The 18,647-nt window shown below is 65.9% G+C and carries 21 protein-coding genes and 1 tRNA gene; 13 read left to right on the top strand and 9 right to left on the bottom strand.

What is annotated here, in order from left to right:
• Window positions 1–10: 10 nt before the first annotated feature.
• Complete coding sequence (locus NO887_RS05600) at window positions 11–1,309, bottom strand: PQQ-dependent sugar dehydrogenase (RefSeq protein WP_256417475.1); 1,299 nt, start codon at window positions 1,307–1,309, stop codon at window positions 11–13.
• A 136-nt stretch (window positions 1,310–1,445) separates the two neighbouring features.
• Here NO887_RS05600 and NO887_RS05605 point away from each other — a divergent pair.
• Window positions 1,446–1,516 (top strand) — tRNA-Gly (locus tag NO887_RS05605).
• Between the two features lie 492 nt (window positions 1,517–2,008).
• On the opposite strand, the gene NO887_RS05610 is transcribed toward NO887_RS05605, so the two are convergent.
• Complete coding sequence (locus NO887_RS05610; RefSeq protein ID WP_256417476.1) at window positions 2,009–2,566, bottom strand: redoxin domain-containing protein; 558 nt, start codon at window positions 2,564–2,566, stop codon at window positions 2,009–2,011.
• 217 nt (window positions 2,567–2,783) lie between these two features.
• Between NO887_RS05610 and NO887_RS05615 the strand changes: the two genes are divergently transcribed.
• Complete coding sequence (locus tag NO887_RS05615) at window positions 2,784–3,332, top strand: DedA family protein (protein WP_256417477.1); 549 nt, start codon at window positions 2,784–2,786, stop codon at window positions 3,330–3,332.
• 98 nt (window positions 3,333–3,430) lie between these two features.
• Here NO887_RS05615 and NO887_RS05620 read toward each other — a convergent pair whose 3' ends face one another.
• On the bottom strand, window positions 3,431–4,354 hold the full coding sequence (locus NO887_RS05620; RefSeq protein ID WP_256417478.1) for a class 1 fructose-bisphosphatase: 924 nt from the start codon (window positions 4,352–4,354) through the stop codon (window positions 3,431–3,433).
• 3 nt (window positions 4,355–4,357) lie between these two features.
• Window positions 4,358–5,161, bottom strand: a complete 804-nt coding sequence (locus NO887_RS05625; protein WP_256417577.1) for a class I fructose-bisphosphate aldolase — start codon at window positions 5,159–5,161, stop codon at window positions 4,358–4,360.
• 467 nt (window positions 5,162–5,628) lie between these two features.
• Here NO887_RS05625 and NO887_RS05630 point away from each other — a divergent pair, with 467 nt between their 5' ends.
• From NO887_RS05630 to NO887_RS05640, 3 genes are all read left to right on the top strand, one after another.
• Complete coding sequence (locus NO887_RS05630; protein ID WP_256417479.1) at window positions 5,629–6,570, top strand: UbiA family prenyltransferase; 942 nt, start codon at window positions 5,629–5,631, stop codon at window positions 6,568–6,570.
• Between the two features lie 103 nt (window positions 6,571–6,673).
• A complete protein-coding gene (locus NO887_RS05635; protein ID WP_256417480.1) occupies window positions 6,674–8,362 on the top strand; it encodes a histidine kinase N-terminal 7TM domain-containing protein in 1,689 nt (562 codons plus the stop codon).
• Window positions 8,363–8,392: 30 nt separating this feature from the next.
• A complete protein-coding gene (locus tag NO887_RS05640; protein ID WP_256417481.1) occupies window positions 8,393–8,545 on the top strand; it encodes a hypothetical protein in 153 nt (50 codons plus the stop codon).
• Here NO887_RS05640 and tnpA read toward each other — a convergent pair.
• A complete protein-coding gene (gene tnpA / locus NO887_RS05645; RefSeq protein ID WP_256417482.1) occupies window positions 8,542–8,940 on the bottom strand; it encodes an IS200/IS605 family transposase in 399 nt (132 codons plus the stop codon). The two genes, NO887_RS05640 and tnpA, sit on opposite strands and share 4 nt — an antisense overlap.
• Before the next feature lie 53 nt (window positions 8,941–8,993).
• Between tnpA and NO887_RS05650 the strand changes: the two genes are divergently transcribed.
• From NO887_RS05650 to NO887_RS05660, 3 genes are read left to right on the top strand one after another with little or no spacing between them, the layout of a single operon-like run.
• Window positions 8,994–9,149, top strand: a complete 156-nt coding sequence (locus tag NO887_RS05650; RefSeq protein WP_256417483.1) for a DUF2080 family transposase-associated protein — start codon at window positions 8,994–8,996, stop codon at window positions 9,147–9,149.
• Complete coding sequence (locus NO887_RS05655) at window positions 9,142–9,714, top strand: hypothetical protein (RefSeq protein WP_256417484.1); 573 nt, start codon at window positions 9,142–9,144, stop codon at window positions 9,712–9,714. The genes NO887_RS05650 and NO887_RS05655 overlap by 8 nt, the downstream gene beginning before the upstream one ends.
• Window positions 9,711–10,985 carry an RNA-guided endonuclease InsQ/TnpB family protein gene (locus NO887_RS05660; RefSeq protein ID WP_256417485.1) on the top strand — a complete coding sequence of 425 codons (1,275 nt, stop codon included), beginning with the start codon at window positions 9,711–9,713 and terminating at the stop codon, window positions 10,983–10,985. The genes NO887_RS05655 and NO887_RS05660 overlap by 4 nt, the downstream gene beginning before the upstream one ends.
• Window positions 10,986–11,033: 48 nt before the next feature.
• Here the strand turns inward: NO887_RS05660 and NO887_RS05665 are convergent, their stop codons facing one another.
• Both NO887_RS05665 and NO887_RS05670 read right to left on the bottom strand, forming a co-directional pair.
• A complete protein-coding gene (locus NO887_RS05665) occupies window positions 11,034–11,705 on the bottom strand; it encodes a phosphate ABC transporter permease (RefSeq protein WP_256417486.1) in 672 nt (223 codons plus the stop codon).
• A 122-nt stretch (window positions 11,706–11,827) separates the two neighbouring features.
• Window positions 11,828–13,435, bottom strand: coding sequence for a heme-binding protein (locus NO887_RS05670; RefSeq protein WP_256417487.1), 1,608 nt, complete (start codon window positions 13,433–13,435; stop codon window positions 11,828–11,830).
• 106 nt (window positions 13,436–13,541) lie between these two features.
• Here NO887_RS05670 and NO887_RS05675 point away from each other — a divergent pair, with 106 nt between their 5' ends.
• Window positions 13,542–13,751 (top strand): DUF8149 family protein, encoded by a 210-nt coding sequence (locus NO887_RS05675; RefSeq protein ID WP_256417488.1) that lies wholly within the window; start codon window positions 13,542–13,544, stop codon window positions 13,749–13,751.
• 99 nt (window positions 13,752–13,850) lie between these two features.
• Here NO887_RS05675 and NO887_RS05680 read toward each other — a convergent pair whose 3' ends face one another.
• Both NO887_RS05680 and NO887_RS05685 read right to left on the bottom strand, forming a co-directional pair.
• A complete protein-coding gene (locus tag NO887_RS05680) occupies window positions 13,851–14,081 on the bottom strand; it encodes a hypothetical protein (RefSeq protein ID WP_256417489.1) in 231 nt (76 codons plus the stop codon).
• A gap of 100 nt (window positions 14,082–14,181) precedes the next feature.
• A complete protein-coding gene (locus NO887_RS05685) occupies window positions 14,182–14,955 on the bottom strand; it encodes a GTP cyclohydrolase III (RefSeq protein WP_256417490.1) in 774 nt (257 codons plus the stop codon).
• Window positions 14,956–15,111: 156 nt separating this feature from the next.
• Here NO887_RS05685 and NO887_RS05690 point away from each other — a divergent pair, with 156 nt between their 5' ends.
• The 4 genes from NO887_RS05690 to NO887_RS05705 all read left to right on the top strand — a co-directional run bounded on the left by NO887_RS05690 (window position 15,112) and on the right by NO887_RS05705 (window position 18,627).
• Window positions 15,112–15,411, top strand: coding sequence for a putative quinol monooxygenase (locus tag NO887_RS05690; RefSeq protein ID WP_256417491.1), 300 nt, complete (start codon window positions 15,112–15,114; stop codon window positions 15,409–15,411).
• A gap of 233 nt (window positions 15,412–15,644) precedes the next feature.
• A complete protein-coding gene (locus NO887_RS05695) occupies window positions 15,645–16,424 on the top strand; it encodes an HAD-IIA family hydrolase (RefSeq protein ID WP_256417492.1) in 780 nt (259 codons plus the stop codon).
• Window positions 16,425–16,786: 362 nt separating this feature from the next.
• Window positions 16,787–18,136: a DUF92 domain-containing protein gene (locus NO887_RS05700; protein WP_256417493.1), complete on the top strand. Its 1,350-nt coding sequence runs from the start codon at window positions 16,787–16,789 to the stop codon at window positions 18,134–18,136.
• Window positions 18,133–18,627: a GNAT family N-acetyltransferase gene (locus tag NO887_RS05705; RefSeq protein ID WP_256417494.1), complete on the top strand. Its 495-nt coding sequence runs from the start codon at window positions 18,133–18,135 to the stop codon at window positions 18,625–18,627. Before NO887_RS05700 ends, NO887_RS05705 begins: the two co-directional genes overlap by 4 nt.
• Window positions 18,628–18,647: the final 20 nt, after the last annotated feature.

Below are 18,647 nucleotides of genomic sequence, written 5' to 3' on the forward strand. Positions count from 1 at the left end.
GGGCTAAACCTCAGGCCGGAACGAGTCGAACTATCGGCGCGTCCGCGTCGTCGACGGCGACGTAGAGGTGTCCGGACATCGGCTCGACCGCGAGCGCTCGCACGCGCCAGTCGCGGTCGGAAAGCAGTGGCTCGCGTTCAGTGACGGTCGCGCCCGTTCCCTCACCCTCGACCGTGAACCGACCGAGGTACTGCGCGGCGAGCGTGCCGGCGAACAGGTTGCCGCGCCACTCGGGGAAGGCATCCCCGTCGTAGAAGACGGCTCCGCTCGGCGGGAATCCGCCCGAGCCGCACGGCCAGTAGTGGACCGGCGCGACCACGTCTCCGCGCTCGCGGTGGCTCGGGGCGACCCGCTCGTCGGTCCCGTAGTGACACGCCTCGCTGGTGACCGGCCACCCGTAGTTGCCGCCGCGTTCGATCGCGTTGATCTCGTCGCCGTCGCGCTCACCGTGCTCGCACTGCCAGATCCGTCCCGTTTCGGGACGGACGGTCATCGCCTGCGGGTTCCGGTGGCCGTAGCTGTAGAGCGCGTTCGCTGCGTCCGGATCGTCGACAAAGGGATTGTCCGGATGCGGGTCGCCGTCGGCCGTCAGCCGGAGCGTCGACCCGAGTTCGTTCGAGCGATCCTGTGAGACGTGGTCCGGACCGAACGCCGTGTCCCGGCGGTCACCCACCGTGACGAACAGCGCACCGTCGGGGCCGAACGTCGCCCGCGACCCGAAATGCTGATCCGAGTCGAGAAACGGCTCCGCGACGTGGATCGTCTCGAAGTCGTCAAGCGCCGTCGACTCCGCGTCGAGTCGAAGCCGCCCGCTCCCGACGTGCGTCGCCGCCGCGCCCGAATCGTCCGCCGCCGCATACGTGAGATACACCCTCCGGTCGTCCGGATACGTCGGATGGACCGCGACATCGAGCAGCCCGCCCTGACCGCGCGCGTACACCTCGGGCACCCCCGCGACGGGATCGGTCGTCCCGTCTGCGGGGTCGAGGAGCGAGAGTCGACCGGGTCGCTCCGTCACCAGCAGCCGACCGTCGCCGGGAAGGAACGCGAGCCCCCACGGGTTCTCGAACCCCTCCGCGACGCGATCGACCGCGTATCTCACGTCCGCGCCGTCGTCGTCGGGCGAATCGGCGTCGGACGCGTCGCCGTTGGAACCGTCATCGCCGTCCCCGTCCTCGTCCGATGCGTCGGCGTTCGGGTCGTCAGAGTCGCCGCCGAGACAGCCGGCGAGCGAGAGCGTCGCGAGGCCGGCGGTCGCTCGGAGTGCGGTGCGTCTGTCGGCGCGCGGTGAGGTATCGGGGTTCGTCATGGCGGGGCCGTCAGTCCGTATCGACCGGTGGAACGGGAACAGGATGACGCTTGCGACGAGGGGTCGCTGCGGGGGCGTCGTTCGGCGTTCGGAACTCTTATATCTCCGCCTCGGACTATGACCGAGTGCAGAGCACGCACCGGTAGTGTAGTGGTATCACGCAACCTTGCCATGGTTGCAACCCGAGTTCAAATCTCGGCCGGTGCATTTCTCGAACGAAGTGAGGGAAATCACCGGGTGATTTGAACTCAGAAAGACGCAGCGGCGAGCGAAGCGAGCCGACCGTCTTTCCCTAGTTCAAATCTCGGCCGGTGCACTTCCTGCTGTCGTGCACCGCCCTTACTCCCGTTCGCTGCTCGCGGTTACACCGCTCGCATCGAGGTGTTCGCTCCGCTCACACCTCGCCTCGCTCACGGGAGTCTTCGGCCGGTGCAATGTGTGAACGACGTGAGCAAAATCGCCGAGTACTTTGAACAGGTAGTGCGGTGGAGCGCACCGGAGGGTGCTCGATGAGCGCGACCGACCGCCACCCCGCACCGCGGCCTCACACCTCCCCAGCCTCGGTCGGCGGCGGCCGCGGAACCGCACTGCATCGCGGCCGCCGCCGACCTCCCTCGCGGTCTGCTCACACCCGCTTTGAAGCGGGTGCTCGCAGGCGCGCCACCGCCAGACGCACTCGGCGGAGCCACAGCTTGTCCGTCAGCGGTCGGGGGTCCAGTCGCCGTCGTAGTTCACGCGCGGCCGATCGGCGTCGATCCCTATCTCACGGAGCGTCGCGGCCGCGCGCTGGACCGGTGCGGGGTCGGCGCGGTCGAGCGCGTCGGTCGTCGCCTCGGCAAAGCGAACCGTCCAGTCGGCGTCGATCACGACGCTCGCCCGGCGCGGGATGTCGGCGTGTCCCTCCCACGAGTCGGCGAGCAGACCGTACGACTCGGCGATTCCGCCGTGGAAGTCGGACACGACGGGAAACGGCAGGGCGTACCGGTCGGCGTACGCGAAGCCCGCGTACAACGAGTCGCCGGTGACGGCGACGACAGCGAGGTCGTCCCGGCCGGTCCAGCCCGCGTCCGCGATCGCGACGAACTCGGCTGTACAGGTCGGGACGAACGTCGCGGGCGCGAGACACAGGACGACCGCCTCGTGATCTCTGACGAGTCGGAACAGTTCCAGCTGCGCGGCGCTGCCGTCTCCGGTTTCGCTCCCCTTAGTCACCGCGGGAGCGGCGAAATCAGGCGCTTTGACGCCGACGTCTATCATGGCGGCACCTGCGGTCGGCGCGAACAAATATGCATCCCCAGCAGTAGTTCCGTCCCGATACCGGTCCCGTCCTCGTCACGCATCGCCGATCCGGATCGGTGGAAGTCAGACGATCCGAGTGAGCACACCGTGAAACGATCTGATTACAGCACGCTATGGCACCTGAGATCGCGTCTCACGGTGTAAGAGCTTTACCTGTTGGCGACCGAGGGGATGCGTGTTCGGCGCTCACGCCGCGACCGCGCTCGCCCTCGTCGACAGCTACGGCGCTGTCGCGATATTCGCCGTGTTCGCGCTTGAAGGCGCGCTCGTCGGCAAAGTGCTCCCGGCTCGGACGCTGTTCGTCGCGTCCGTCGTCGCCGTCGGCGTCGAGGCGGTCGCGGTGCTGCCGGTGTTCGCCGCGGCGGTCATCGGCGCGACGGTCGGCCAGTCAGTCGTCTTCACGGGCGTCCGCCGATTCGGCGTGGACCCGACCTCGCTCGCGATAGTCCCGATCGGCGCGGACCGACTCGACGGCACAACTCGCTGGTTCGACCGCTGGGGGCTGCCCGCGGTGGCGGCCTCGAACGCGGTCCCCGGCACGCGCGGGTGGCTCGCGGTCCCCACCGCGAACGCCTCGTCCGTCTCCGCGCCGCGGTTCGCCGCCGCGTCGCTCGTCGGCTCCGCCGCCTACGTCGGCGCGCTGCTGGCGGTCGGGATCGCGGTGGCGCTCGGGTTCGGAAGTGTCCTCGACCTCCTCGGTCCCGAGTGGGCCGTGGCGCTGTAGGGCCACGCTCGACGCCGTCAAACGGTCGCAGTCGGTCCCGATATACTGTCTCCCGACGAGTCACGCGTCGCAAAATCGAGTCGCCGGCCGATCCGGCGTCACCCAGCGAGCGTCGCTTCCAACCGCTCGATCAGCGCCTCGTTGCCGACGTACAGCGGAACGCGGTCGTGGATCCCGCCGGGCTCGACATCGAGGATATCGCGGTCGCCGTCGGAGGCGGCTCCGCCCGCCCGATCGACGATGTACGCGATCGGGTTCGCCTCGAACTGGAGGCGGAGTTTCCCGTCCGGGGCATCGACGAGGGCTGGGTACGCGAACACTCCACCGTAGGTGAGTACTTGGTTCACGTCGCCGACCATTGCACCGCCGTACCGCAGTTTCAGTTCTGATTCGACCTCGCGGGCGTAGTCGGTGAACTGGTCGGGCCAGTCGGGCACGCGCCCGCCGAAGCCGTAGACGGTCGGCTCCGCGGGGAGAGTCAGGTCGGCGTCGACGATCGTGCGAGTGACTCCCGTGCCGTCGTCGTCGGATTCGACCACTTCCTCGCGCACGCTCGACTCGTCGGCGACGACCATCGTCGTGATCGGGCCGTAAAGCACGTAGCCGGCGGCGACGAGGTCTCGACCGGTCGCGGGGAGCGGGGCGTCGTAGATCCCGACGACGGTCCCCATGGCGTTGTTCGACCGGAGGTTCGAGGAGCCGTCGAGGGGGTCGATGGCGACCGCGTACGCGTCACCGCCGTCGCCGACCGCACCGCCGGCGTCGACGGCGGTCTCGCGCTCCTCGCTGACGAACGACCCGACGCCGGAGACCGCGGTGATCGCCTCGCCGAGCAGTTCGTCGGCGTACAGGTCGCCGGCCATCACGCTCTCGCCGGAGGCGTTTTCGGTGCCGCTTTCGACCCGGCGTCCGGGGAGGGCGGCACGGATCTCGGGGACGGTGGCCGCGACCGCGTCGAAGACCGCGTCGACGACGCTATCGGGAGGATCAGCGTCGCTCCCGGCGTCGCGAGACTCGCCCATCGGTCACGCTCCCGCGTCGGTTTCGGCGAGCGCTTCCTCGGTTGACGCCCCCTCGAAGACGACGAGTTCCAGCGCGTCGAGTATCGCGACCGGGTCGTCGCGCTGGAACACGTTCCGCCCCACCGCGAGCCCGGATGCGCCCGCGTTCATCGCGGATTCGACGGTGCGGAGGAACGACTCGTCGTTTGTCTTCGAGCCACCGGACATGACCACGTCCGTTCGCCCAGCCATCCTGACCGTCTCGCTCATCGCGTCCGGAGAGCCCGGGTACTTCACCTTCGCGATGTCCGCGCCGAGTTCGTGAGCGATCCGGGCAGCGTACGCGATCGTCCGGTCGTCGGTCTCGTTGCGGACGCCCTGCCCGCGGGGGTACGCCCACATAACGACGCCCATGTCGTGGTCGCGCGCGCCCTCGTGGATATCGCGGAACTCCTCCGCCATGCCGATCTCGTTGTTCGAGCCGCCGTAGAGCGTGAATCCGACGGCGTCGGCCCCGAGACTCGCGGCGTACTCCGGCGAACAGTTGACCGGCGTGTTCGGCTCACCCATCCAGAGGTTCGAGGTACCGTTCATCTTCAACAGCAGCGACGCCGCGTCCTCGTAGTCCGGGTAGTACGCCTCTGCAAGCCCCTTCTGTACGGCGATCGCCGTGACCGCGTCGTGCGTCGCCAGCTCAAACACCCGCTCCGGGTCGGCGGTGTCAGGGTTCGGATCGAAATCGACCGGGCCGTGTTCGAGCCCGTGGTCGTACGCGAGAATGAGTGCTTTCCCGTCTCGTGAGATGGCGTCGGCGGCGGTTGGAAGCATCATCCGTGGTTCCAGTCACATTACCAAAAAGGCCTATGGTCGATTGGGTTGGCGGGGAGACGAACCGAGCGGTACACCGGTTCGAACTCCGTCCAATCACCGAAATATTCGATCAATAACTATCGAGGTAGTAAAGAACTACACATTATAATAGACGTTTTACATCTCGAGGGATGCGTCAGCGTACGTCTCGATGGCCCTTCCGTGACGAGGAGCGTCCGGTATCGGACGCCCGCAACACTGAGACCGGTGTCAACACCGAGATCGTCGTCGATCCGCGACGGTCGACGGTGCGTGACGCAAGACGTTACACATCTTCCGCGGAACAACCGAACCGCGGAATGGTCGGCAGACGGGTTCGTTCGACGCTCGGACGATGATTTCGACCCATCCATTGAGGAATTCTCGGTGACACGATCGATACGGCGGCCCTCCGGACCGACTGGAGATCGGTCGCCGTCGAACCCATGGCTAGCAAAACGAACGATCCGGCGGCGCACGCGAACGATCTCGTCTCGCGGCGCGCCGAGGTGTCCGCGTCGATCACGCGCGCTGGCACCAGGATCAAAGACGTTCTGACGTACAGTTCCGCCTACCTCGTGTTCATCGCGATGATCGAGGTGTTGACCGTGCATCTCGTGTTGTCGCTGCCGCTGAGTCCGGCCCCCGTCGTCGTCGGTCTGGTCACCTTCGCGGTGTACGCCGGTGACAGGATCGCCGACGCCGACAGCGACGCGCTGGCGACCCCGGAGCGGAGCGCGTTCGTGACGCGCCACCGCGAGGCGTTGTCGCTGCTCACGGCCGGTTCCTACGGCGTCGCGATCGCGATCGCGCTCACGGGCGGTCCGCTCGCGCTCGCGATCACCCTACTTCCCGGTGGGTTCTGGATCCTCTACGCCTCCGAGTGGTTCCCGACGCTCGGACGGCGGTTCAAGCGGCTGAAACGGATCCTCGTGGTGAACTCGACGATGGTCGCCTCGGCGTGGGCGATCGCGGTCGTCGGACTCCCGCTGGCGTTCGCCGAGGTCGCGGTCACGCCGCTCGCCGGGGTCGTGTTCGTCTACTTCCTCGTTGACACGTTCGTCAACACGGAGATCCCGAACGTGCGGGACGTGGAGGCCGACGCCGCTGACGGCGTCTCGACGTTGCCGGTCGTTTTCGGTATCCGCCGGACGCGACACGCTCTGTACGGGCTCGACCTGTTTCTCGTGGCGTTCGTCGGCCTGACGCTCGCGTTCGGTCCCCTCACGGTCGCGCTCGCGGGAGCGATCCTCGTCGGGCTCGCGTACGCGCTCGTCCTCGCGTGGTTCGTCGGCCGGACGAACGCGCCCGGGCGGCTCGCCATCGCCGGTGAGACCAAACACCTCGTGGTGTTCGCGCTGCTCCTCGTCTCCACGACGGGGCTCTGAGCGCGGTCGCGACGATCCGAACGGGTCTCCACGAGACCCCGATACGCTTTTTTGCTGTCATTCGTCGGGTGATTCATATACACCGATACCGTGCGTACCTCACGTGCTCCCCCCGACGACGATCGTGGTCCCGCTCCTGTTCGGCTCGGTCGCTATCGGGAGCGGTGCCGCGATCCTCGCGTGGCGGGAACGGCCGAGCCCCGGCGCGACCCCGCTCGTGTGGCTGCTCGCCGGGCAATCGATGTGGGCGACGTGTATCATCTTCAGTCTCTCTTCCAAGTCGGTCGACGGGACGCTGACGTGGACGAAACTCGGCTGGATCGGCGTCATGGCGGTCCCCGTCGCGTGGATCCTGTTCTCGCTTGAGTACACCGGGAGAGACCAGTACATCACGCGGCGAAACGTCGCGCTGCTGTCCGTCGTCCCCGTTCTCACGGTGTGTCTCGCCGTCACAGAGCAGTACCACGGGCTCCTCTACGTCCGCGCGACAGGCGTCACCGCGGACGGGACAGTCGTCGTCCAGCAGGGAGGCCTCTGGTACGGCGTCACCGCGGCGTACACCTACCTACTCGGTGTGCTCGGCGTGGTCCCGATACTCGGGCTCGTGTCGAGCCGCGCGACCGCGTTCCGCGGCCAGAGTGCGGCGCTGCTCGTCGCGATCGTGACGCCGTGGTCCACGAACATCCTCTACAACGCTGGCGCGCTCTCCTCGGCCGGGATCGATCCGACGCCGATCGCGTTCGCGGTCTCCGGTGTCGCGTATCTCGGCGCGATCAGGCGCTTCAGGTTGTTCGGAGCCAACCCGGCCCCCACGTGGCGCGCCAAGGAGTTCCTGTTCGACCATATCCACGAGGGCGCGATCGTCGTCGACGGCCACGACACGATAGTCGAGATCAACCAGACGGGAGCGGCGATCCTCGACGTTGACGCGGATCGCGCGCTCGGCTCCGCCGCGTCCGAGTTGCTCCCCGTGAGCGGACCGATACAAGCTGACGGCGGTCGGGACTTCCTGACCGTCGGGACCGAGTCGACGTCGCAGTCGTACGACGTGACCGTGACGGAACTCACCGATCGCCGCGACCACACCCTCGGCTACGTGTTCACGCTCCACAACGTCACGCGGTACCTCCAGCAACAACAGCGGCTGAAAGTGCTCAATCGGGTGCTCAGACACAACATCCGGACCGAGGCGAACATCATACAGGGGTACGCAGAGCGCACCGCAGACGAGACGGCCGAGACGATCAAGCGACGGACCATGCGGATCGTCGAACTCAGCGAGAAGGGCCGCGACGCGATCGACCTGTTCGAGGACGCCGTCGGCGAGTGGAACCAGTCGTCGCTCGACTCGCTCGTCGACGACTGCATCGCCGGTGCCCGCGACGCATTTCCCGACGTGACCTTCGACTTGGAGCGCCCCGCCGAGGACGCGACGGTTCCGAACGGTGTTGCAGTCGTGGTGAACAACCTGATCGAGAACGCCGCGGTGCACAACGACCGGGCGGATCGGCGCGTGACCGTCTCGGCGCGGGTCGACGGCGACCGCGCCGTGGTGCGGGTCACAGACAACGGTCCCGGCATCGACGAGTACGAGCTCGACATCCTCGATTCGGGCACCGAGACCCCGCTCCGACACGGGAGCGGACTCGGCTTGTGGCTCGTGAAGTGGGGTACCGAGACGATCGGCGGCTCGGTCGACTTCGAGTCCACCGAGCCGACCGGAACGGTCGCCACGCTGACCGTCCCGCTGAGCGATCCGGAGCGGCGAACGCCCGCACCGAGAGACGGGTGACGGCCGCACCGGTCACGAGGGGTTAAGATCGTGGTCGGCGAGCGCACCGATCCGGCCGTCGCCGAGTTCGCATATTTGTTCACCGAGGACCTCGGCAAGAAGATCGGAGCGGGGTTCTACAGGCGGAGCAGGCCGAGTGCCTCGGGGCTTGACCCCGAGGGTGAAGGCCGTACGCTCCGCTAAACGTGTTCCGTTCTCTCGATATCCTGCTCAATCGTGTCGGTTGAAACATCGCCTGCCGTCCCCACGTAGTACGATTCCTCCCAAAACCCACCGCCCCATAGGTACTCCTCCAAGAACGGTTCGTACTGTTCCCACATCTCCCGTGCCGTGATGCTCTTGACCGTCCGTACAATCTCGCTCGGTGCGTGCTTCGGATGGGCTGACAGGAACAGGTGTACGTGGTCGAGAGAAATGTGCAATGACAGTATTTCGTAGCCGTACTCATCGCATACGTCGCGGAAAATCGCTTCCAGCGAATCCTCGATTGAGTCGAGAATCGTGTGGCGATACTTCGGACACCACACGAAATGGTAGTTGACGTTGTACACCGTGTGATTCGACCGCTTCTCACCCATATCGAACCCAATCCACCAACACAGTTAAGTATATCTAAAGTATATACTCTTGTATGGCGAATCGCTTTGAAATCGACGGTGAGGAGGTTCTCGACGGTGAGGTCAAGCCGTTCGGGAACAGTGCCCACGTCACCGTCCCTAAACGCTGGCGTGGGACTGACGTGAAAGTCGTCCGAACCTCAGAACCCGACGGAGGAGATGATGAGTAGTAGTACGACAACCGAGTCTGCTCGAACTGCTTCCATCGTTCAGATACTCTGTGAGGCCGAGGGAAAGGACGTTGTTCTTCGGTTCGATGGGTCGATGAGTGCCCCCACATCGAAATATGACGGGTCATCGTACCACCACGACATACTCCCCAAGGCAACCCTAAACGCAACTATATCGCGTGCCAGCATCGAAGACGAAGGGGAGACGCTCATGTGTTTTGCAAAAATCTCGCTGGACGAATTAGACCGGGTGGGGATTGACCCCTTCATCGTGTACACAGAGCCGGTTGATGAACAACCAGAATACTGTGTTGTGGACATTAATGCGTCCCGTCAGTGGTGGCTTGATGAGTACGAGGAATTGACGCGAGAGGAAGCAGAACAAGCAATCAACAACGGGCGTGAAGAAGAAGTTCTGCCGCCGTGGGATGGCCTCCCCACCGTTACGGTCAACGTTGAACGCACCCTAGAGTGCCATGAAAAGTCGTATGATTCTGGATTTCATGTCCAATATGCCTCACCGACCCACGAGATTGGGTGGCTTATTGACGTTCGAATTAAATGACTACTAATCCCCTCGTCAAGACTCTGGACTTCCAACTCGACATTCAGAGTGACAACGAGGGTCTGTTGTACGACGCCACGCTCGAAGCCCGCTCGGTGTACAACGAAACCATCCGTCTCGCCAAAGAAGGCGTGGACTGGAATACGATTCCCGACCGCGTGGCCGACGACGCCAACCTCGTGAAGAACACGACTCAGCGTGTCGTCGCTAAGGCTCTCGGTGCGATGGAGAACTACTACGAGTACGACGACTTCGGACTCCCAAGCCACACCAAGGAAGGCACGTACCCGCTTCGTGCGAACTACGAGGAGGGGTACAACCTGACGCTCACCGACGAAGGGGACGTGGCGTTCCGAATCAGCGCGAAACCGTACAAACACGTCAAGGGCGTCCTCGAAGGGAGTGACGCGCACCTCGATATTCTCAAGACCGCACTCGAAAGCGATGAGTGGAAGGTTGGGACGGCAGAAGCCCTGTTCCACAACGATACTCCCGAGTTGCACGTCAACGTCACCAACACCGAACAAACCGTTCGGGACAAGGAAGACTCACGGATTGTCGTGGGTGTGGACGTGAACGAAGACAACGTGGCTCTTACCGCACTCTCCGAGGATGGCGTCGAGGACACGTTGGTTATTGACTTCCCCGAAATCAAGTTCGAGCGTCACCGCTACTTCACGATGCGAAAGCGCGTGCAGAATGCGGGGAAGGACAGCATCCACGACACGCTGGAAGGGCGTGAAGAACGGTTCGTCCGCGACCGGCTCCACAAAGTGTCTCGGCACACCGTGGAGTGGAGTCAGCAGTTCGAGAGGCCGTGCATCGTCTTTGAAGACCTCAAAGAGATGCGCGACAGTATCGACTACGGCACGCGGATGAACCGACGCTTGCACCACCTCCCGTTCCGTGCCCTACAGTTCTATACGTCGTACAAGGCGTCGTTCGAGGGAATCCCGACTGCGTGGATTGACCCTGCGTACACGAGCCAACGGTGTCCGATATGCGGACACACAGAGCGTGCGAACCGTCATAAGAAGCGGTTCAAGTGCACGTCCTGCGAGCATCAAGACCACAGCGACCGTGGTGCAAGCGTCAATATCGCCGTGAAAGGCATCAAGAAGCATCAGGACTGGAATGTGCCTGCTCTCAACAGCCTTCCCGTTGTTCGGAAGGTGCGACGGCAGGCATCGGGGGCCGTGGACGCCCCGACCGTGACCCACGCGACCGTTCGAGGCTATCAGGCCGATGGTCGGATGGGAGTATCCGACTAAACCACGGGAAGCCTCGGGGCTTGACCCCGAGGCGGTTCACGAGTACGACTAGGCGCTCTCGCGTTCCTCGTCTCCTGCCGTCCACCGCCGCGCGCCCGGGAGGAGCCCGATCAGCGTCGTCACGTACCCGAACTTGAACAGCCCGATCTGTGAGAGCGCGCCGAGGACGAACACGGCGAGGAACGCCGGCGCGGCGAGGTCGAACAACAGCGGTTCGACGGTCGGCCCCGCGGCGGCCGACTCCAGGCTCGCGGGCGTGATCGATCGGGAGGCGAACGCCGCGCCGATGAACGCCGTCGAGACGACAAGCGTCGTCCGACTTGACACGAAGCCGAACAGCGCGCCGACCGCGACGCCGGCCAGCGTCGCGCCGACGAGAAGCAGCGTGCCCTCGATTCCGCCTGCGTCGGCCGCGTAGAGGGGGCCGACCGCGAACCGTCCGGCGAATCCGCCGACGAGTCCGCCGATGGCGACGACCGCGAACGAAAGTCCAGCGTACGCGAGGAAGCCGCCGATCGCGGCACCGACCGCGACGGCCACGCCGGTCAGGACGACGCCGTCGACCGCGACGACGCCGAGGAGGCTCGGGGCGACGACGTAGCCCGCGCCGCCGCCGACGAGGATTCCGGTCAGCGTGACCGCGTACACGGAGACCGCGGCACCGACGAACGCGAGCAACAGCCCGGCGACGACCAGGCCGGCGGTGAGTGGAGTGAGCATGTGCGGACGTGGCTCCCGGTCGGCCTTAAATTGTCGAGGGGGAACGTGGCCGCGGTGGTCGCCGTCGAGCGTTCGCGAGGCAAGCGAGACGTGCGTCCCCACCCCGGGCTAGGTGGCCCGGCTTACGCCAAGAAGACGTGTCGCGGGCGGTCAGCGAGCACTTCGCGGCCCCACTGGACCGTCTCACGGAACTCGTCGGAGCCGAAGAAGGCCATCGCGTCGTCTTTCGCCTCCCACTGACTGGCGATGAACATGTCGTTCTCGTCCTCGACGTTCGTCATCAGGTCGGTCTCGACGTGGCCGTCCATCTCCGCGAGGATATCGCCGACCTCGTCGAAGGTGTCGCCGAACTCCTCGCGGTAGTCAGGCTTGACGGTGTAGAACATGCCCATCGTGCCGAAGCCGGACTCCTCGCCGGCGCGGGCGACGATACCCGGGAGTTCGGAGAGAAAACCGGCCGCCGTCTCGGCCGCGGAGGCGGTGTCCCAGATGGAGACGACCGCGGCGCGGTCGGTCGCGCGGCCCTCGTAGACGGCCGTTTTCACGTGCGTGCCGTAGTGATCGAAGTTGCCGCGGAGCCCTTCGACCTCGTCGAACAGTTCGTCGACGTCAGCCTCGCTGTACAGGACCGTCGCGTACACGTCTTCGCCGTGGGGTTTCCCAGCGTAGATATCGAGGTCGGCGAGTTCGCCGCGGATGTCCGCCGCAGCGTCGTCGGACGCGTCGCCGTGGCGGTCCTGCTGATCCCTTTCCTCGCCGTCCGCGTGCGGGTGGTCGCCCTCGACGTTCGTGCCCTCCTCGCCGTGGGGGTGATCGCCGTGTGCGGACCCGCCGCCGGAGCCGCGATGACCCTCGCCGCGACCGCCGGCGTCGCCGTGGTGACCGCTCTCGCCGTGGTGGCCGCCCTCCACGTCCGCGTCGTGGTGACCGTTCACCTCTCTACCGCCGTCGCCCGTCGGTACCGTCTCGCCGGTGAGGAACGCGCCGAGGTCGGCGGGCGGGAACCGACGCCCGATGTAGAAGTCGCCGAACTCGCCGTACCGCGAGGAGGCGGGATCGAAGCGCATCTCGTAGACGATGTCCTTGATGTCCGTTGGGTCGGAGCCGAACAGCGTGACGCCCCACTCGTGGTCGTCGAGCCCCACGGAGGAGGCGATCACCTGTTTGATCTTCCCGGCGTACTCCTTACCGACCTCGCCGTGGTCGGCCATGAGGTCGGCGCGGTCCGAAAAGGAGAGGTCGTACCAGTTGTACTCCTCGCCGCGGCGCTTGCTCATCGGGTAGAAACAGACGTACTCGTCGTCAGGGATGTCGGGCGTGAGCTTCCCCTCGATGTAGCTTCGGAGGCCCTCGTCGACCGACTCTGGATCCGCGAAGTACTCGTCGGAGACGTAGCCGGAGACCTCGGTGACGGACACGTACGAGGTCGTCCGCTCGGTGAACGCCGCGAGCGCCGTGTCCTCGAATCGCCGCTCGATCGCCGAAAGGTCATCGAGGGACGGGCGGAAGTGGACGAACAGCAGGTCGGCTTTGTGTCCGAGTACGGAGAACAGTCCAGAGTCGCCCTCGTTGGCGTCTGTGACCTGTTCGCGGTGGCGCAGGAAGGATTTTCCCTCCTCGATCGCCCGCCGTCGCTCGCGTTCTGGGGCGTCGCGCCACGCGTCCCAGTCGATCGACCGGAAGTCGTGCAGCGCGAACCAGCCCTCTTCGGTCTGTGGAGCCTCGACCATACGCCGACTTGGGACGCCGTGACTTAGGGGTTTGTGAGTCGTCTCGGCGGGCGAAAGCGGCGTCACTCCCGAAGGTTGATACCGGGCACCCGCGATTACTCGGACTATGTCCAGTGACGAGCCGTCCGTCCCGATCGTGTGCACCGAGTGCGAGACGGAGACCCGCGTCCCTCTGTCCGACCTCGAGGGGGCGCTCACCAGACACAACGACGGGAAACACGACGGCGAAGAGGTGGCCGAGGTCGACCCTGACTTGAAAGATCAGCTCGCCGACCTCGTCGCCGACGACCTCGGGCTGTTCGACGAGGCGGAGTAGGTCGACGGGACGGAATGGGTCGTCGAGATGCGTGACGTTTCGGCGCTCGATTCGGTCAGGGGATTCAGACGCGACCGCGACGCGCCGGCGACTCGAGACTCAGTCGTCTTGGGCGAGCGCGCCCCGGGGATGCCCCTTATGCTGGAGGTTCCGGTTGTCGCGCTTTCGCGTCACCGTCGCCGGAATGACCTCTGTCACCTCGGATCGGGGGCGTCCCGTGTATCCGTGACCGGAATACTCGGCGCAATGGGCCATTGCGTCGTGTGATCCCTCCCACGGGCCGGCCTCACAGTCGTCTGCGGTACAGACGAACACGATGTCTTCAGACATGTTGTCCGACCGTTCCACCGGGGCGTATAAAAGCGCTGTACCCCAATTATCAGAATAGATATCAAGTTGGGGACGAGGGTCGAGGACCGATGTCGGCGGGTCAGTCGCCGATCGCAGGCGCGCCGAACAGTTCGACGCTCGTCCCGTCGCGTCGGCAGTCTTCGAGCGCGTGTTTGGCCGTGAATCCGGCCTCGTGAGCGGACGACCCGGTGCCGACGCCGACCTGTAGCTCGACGCCGACATCGCTTTCAACGTGGGAAACCGCGTCCGTGAACGCGCGTTCCGGGAGGTCCGGGCAGACGGAGATGATGTTGTCGCCGCCGACGAAAAACGAGAGCGCGCCGTGCGCCTCCCGGAGGTGGTGCATCAGCGAGGCGTACGCCCGCTCGACGTTGATGAAGGTGTCGAACTCGTTGATCTGGTCCGTGTACTTGCCGGTGACGTCGACGACGTCGAAGTGCGCGATCTGGAGGTCGGTGTCCGTCGTCTCCGCGAGGTACTCGCCGGCGAGCACCTCGGTCCGATGCTCGTCCTGTGCGCTCCCCTCGGTCTGGAGCCGGCGGTTCGCCGACGTGAGGGCGTCGACGGGCCGCTCTGCGACCGCGGTACCGAGGCTGATACTGACCGGATACCGGTTCCCGATCGACTCCTGTAACGCCGCGTGTGCGGCGTCGTCGACGCCGTTGGTCACCGCGATCATGTTGTCGAAACGCGTGAAGAAGACGTACGCGTCGCGGTGGCCGACGAATTGCGCGATGTCGGCGAAGAGCCGCGACTGGAGCGTCTGGAGGTCCATCTCTCGACGCGGCTCGGGAGTCACGGTCCACGGCCCGTAGTTGTCGATCTGGACGAGGGTCACCTGAGTCGTCGTCACAGTAGACACCGATACGGAGTCGTGCCGCTTTATGCTTCCGTTATCCCGAAGGTGGTAGACGTACCGGATCTGAGATATGAAGCCGCCACCAGGGTTCCGGCGAGACCGTGCGTATCGAGGGAATTTTGTGCTGTCACGCTGTGGCTCGGACTGTCGATGATCGTACTTCACGCGAGTTTTCCCATCGATCCGGATCGGCGTGACGAAGCGCTCGAACTGGTCGACGACCTCGTCGATCAGTCCCAAGCGGGGATGATCGACTACCGAGCGACGACGGACCTCCAGAACCCGAACGTCATCCGGTTCTTCGAGCAGTACGAAGACGCGGACGCGTTCGAGTCGCACACCGAAACGGAACACTTCCAAGAGTTCGAAGCGGCGCTTCCCGACCTCCTCGACGGCGAGCCCGAAGTCATCCAGTTCGACGTCGACAGCGCCACCGAACTGGAGTTGTAAATTCGATCGAGCGGTAGGGTGGGGTAGTTCACCGTCCTACCTGCGTACACGCGGTTATGGAGTTCACCGTCATTCAGGGCGACATCGCCACACAGCGTGCGGATGCACTGGTGAATGAAGAAGTGTGGGGAACAGCGAAATTCGGACCTGCGTCGAATCGGGTTCAGCACCGACTGACGAGGAGCGGTCCTCGCCTTGCAAAGAGATAGGACCGTGGCGACCAGATCGAGACCATGACACTCAGCGGAGCCGTCCTCGACGTGGACGGGACGGTAGTGCGGGGCGACGACCCGATTCCCGGGGCACCAGCGGGGTACGGTCGGCTGCGGGCGGCCGGCATCGAGACGCTGTTCGTCTCGAACAACCCGACGAAGACGCCGCCGGCGTACGTCGACCGCCTCGGTTCCGCGGGCTACGACATCGACACGACGCAGGTGTTCACGGCCGGAACGGTGACGACGCGCTACCTGCGGGAGCACCACGCGACCGACGACCTGTTGTGTATCGGCGACCCGGGCCTGCTCGCCCAAGTCGCCGACGCCGGTCTCGCCACCACGGACGACCCCGAGGCTGCAGACGCGCTCGTCGCCTCCATCGACCGCGAGTTCGACTACGACGACCTCTGTACCGCGCTGTGGACCGTGGAGCGCGGCGTTCCGTTCATCGGGACCGACCCCGACGTCGTCATCCCCGCCCCCGAACGCGACGTTCCCGGGTCCGGTGCCGTCATCAACGCGATCGCCGGCGTCGCCGAGCGCGATCCAGACATCGTGCTCGGGAAGCCGTCCGATCCCGCGATCGAGATGGTCCGCGAGCGACTCCCCTACCCGCCAGAAGAGTGTCTCGTCGTCGGTGATCGGCTCAACACCGACATCGCGCTCGGTGAACGTGCTGGGATGACGACGGCCCTCGTGTTGTCCGGAGTCACCGACGAGGCGGCGGTCGCAGACGCCGCCGTCTCGCCCGACTACGTGCTCGACGACCTCGGCGATATCGACCGGGTGCTCGGTTGATCGACGGCGATCCAGTTGAGATCCGGTGTTCCACCCGATCGGCGTCAGTCCAATCGTCTCGAGAACCAGACATCCATCAGAACGGTCGAGTGCTCACATTCACCGCACGGTGAATATTTATATATCACTCCTGCTTGCGTTCGGATATGAGTGTGAGAGACTCACGCGAGGACGCGGCCGAAGACGACGAGGACCCGGAGCGGTCCGTCCGACTCATCGAGGGACACGCGGTGCAGTTCAACGAGTACCGATACTGAGTCGCCCGGCGCTCCGGCGATCGATTCTTCGACATCGCCGAGCCGTGTCGCAGTGAGGCGGTCGTTGTCGGGAGCGTTAAGTGCGCGTCCCGGGTAGCCGAGGGTGTGACACGGAGGCTCCGACGCGCGGGCGTCTTCACCGCGGTGGCCGCGCTGGCGGTCCTCGCGCCGGCACTCGGCGACGCCGCACTCGTGCCGTTTCTCGCCGTCGGCGGGCTCGCCTTCTTCGGCGTCCGCGACGGCGAGTGGTTCGAGACGCTCGCGCTTCCCGGCGACGGAGACGAGGAGCGGCTCTACGGGTTCGTCTCCTTCTCGCTGGCCGCGGCCGGACTCGCGCTGTTCGCCTCCCTCCCCCGCGCACCGCTCCCCTACGCGGCGTTCGCCGCGGCGGCGCTCGCGGTCGGCGGGGGCCGCCTCGGCCGCGAACTCGTCGGCTCCCGTTCGACCGGCGAGTTCGCGCTCGTCGCCGGCTACGTCACCGGTGGCACCGTGGGCGCGGCCCTTGGACAGGTCGGCGTGTTGGTCCAGACCGGCGGGCTGGATGGCTTCGGCGCGGCGTCCGGCGGCGTCAGCGCGGCGCTCCCCGGCGTCATTTTCCTCGCCGCAGTCGCCGCGCTGACGGCCGCGCTCGTCCGATCGCTGGTGTTCGCGCGCGACGCGCACATCACGGTCATCCTCGTCGCCTTCGCGGTCTGGGGGTTCGTCGCGCTCGACCCGAGCGTCACCGTCGCGCTCGTCGCCTTCGGACTCGGCGTGACCGTCGCGCTCGGCTACGTCTCCGTCGCGCTCGGCACCGCGTCAGTCCCCGGAATGCTGACAGGCGTGCTCTCCGCGCTGTTGGCGGTCGTTCTCGGCGGCGTCGGGTGGTTCCTTACGCTCATGTCGTTTTACGCCGTCGGGGGACTTGCCTCGAAATACCGGTTCGACGAGAAGGCGGAACGCGGCGTGGCCCAAGAGAACGAGGGCGCTCGCGGCACCGGTAACGTCCTGGCCAACTCCGCGGTCGCGCTCGCCGCGGTCGTCGGCTACGCGGCGACCGTACACGTGAGCGTTCCGGCGGCCCCGTTCGCGCTCGCGTTCGCCGGCGCGACCGCGACCGCGATGGCCGACACGCTCTCGTCGGAGATCGGTGGATTATACGACGGGCCGCGGCTCATCACGACGCTTCGCCCGGTCGAACCGGGGACCGACGGCGCGGTGACGTGGCAGGGAGAGTTGGCCGGAGGAATCGGCGGACTCCTCGTCGGCGGACTCGCCGCGGTCGGCATGCCGATCGGCGACCCGACCGTCGGCGGTGCGGTAGTGGTCTGCGGCGGCGTCGTCGGCATGACCGTCGACAGCCTCCTCGGCGCGCTGATCGAAGGCGATGTCGTCGGGAATCAAGCGGTCAACTTCCTCGCGACGCTGTCTGGCGCGGCGGCCGCGGTGGCGCTCTGGGCGGTGGTGCTTCGATGACCGGACGCTCGGACGACGCCGGGACGAAAGACGATCGGCCCGCTCGAGTCCGAACGGCCCGACCCGACGACGCCGATCGCATCCGCGAACTGCAGTCGCACCTCCGACAGCCGAGCCCGGATCTCTTAGAGTACGGACTCGCAGTGGAGTCCGTCCAAGTGAGCGTCGCCGACGGCGACGCGGCAAGCGATGTGGCAAGTGACACTCCGCCAACCGGGGATGTCGTTGGGTACCTTCTACCGGTCGACGCGCCGAGCCGTCCGGGCGTCCACATCGCGGAACTCGTCGTCGCGCCGGCCCGGCGTCGCGAGGGGCGAGCGAGCGAACTGCTCCGCGCCGGCATCCGCGACGCGTCCGGCCCCGTGACGCTGCAGGCGCACCCGGGAAACGAGGCCGCGCTCGCGCTGTACGACGGTCTCGGGTTCTCGGTCGTCGACCGTCGACCGGACACGTACGACGACGGCGACGCGCTGGTGTTGCGGCTCGATTGACGGCGACCGTGAACCCACGT

Origin of the sequence: Halorubrum laminariae (genome assembly GCF_024494655.1) — an archaeon.
Lineage (GTDB): Archaea > Halobacteriota > Halobacteria > Halobacteriales > Haloferacaceae > Halorubrum > Halorubrum laminariae.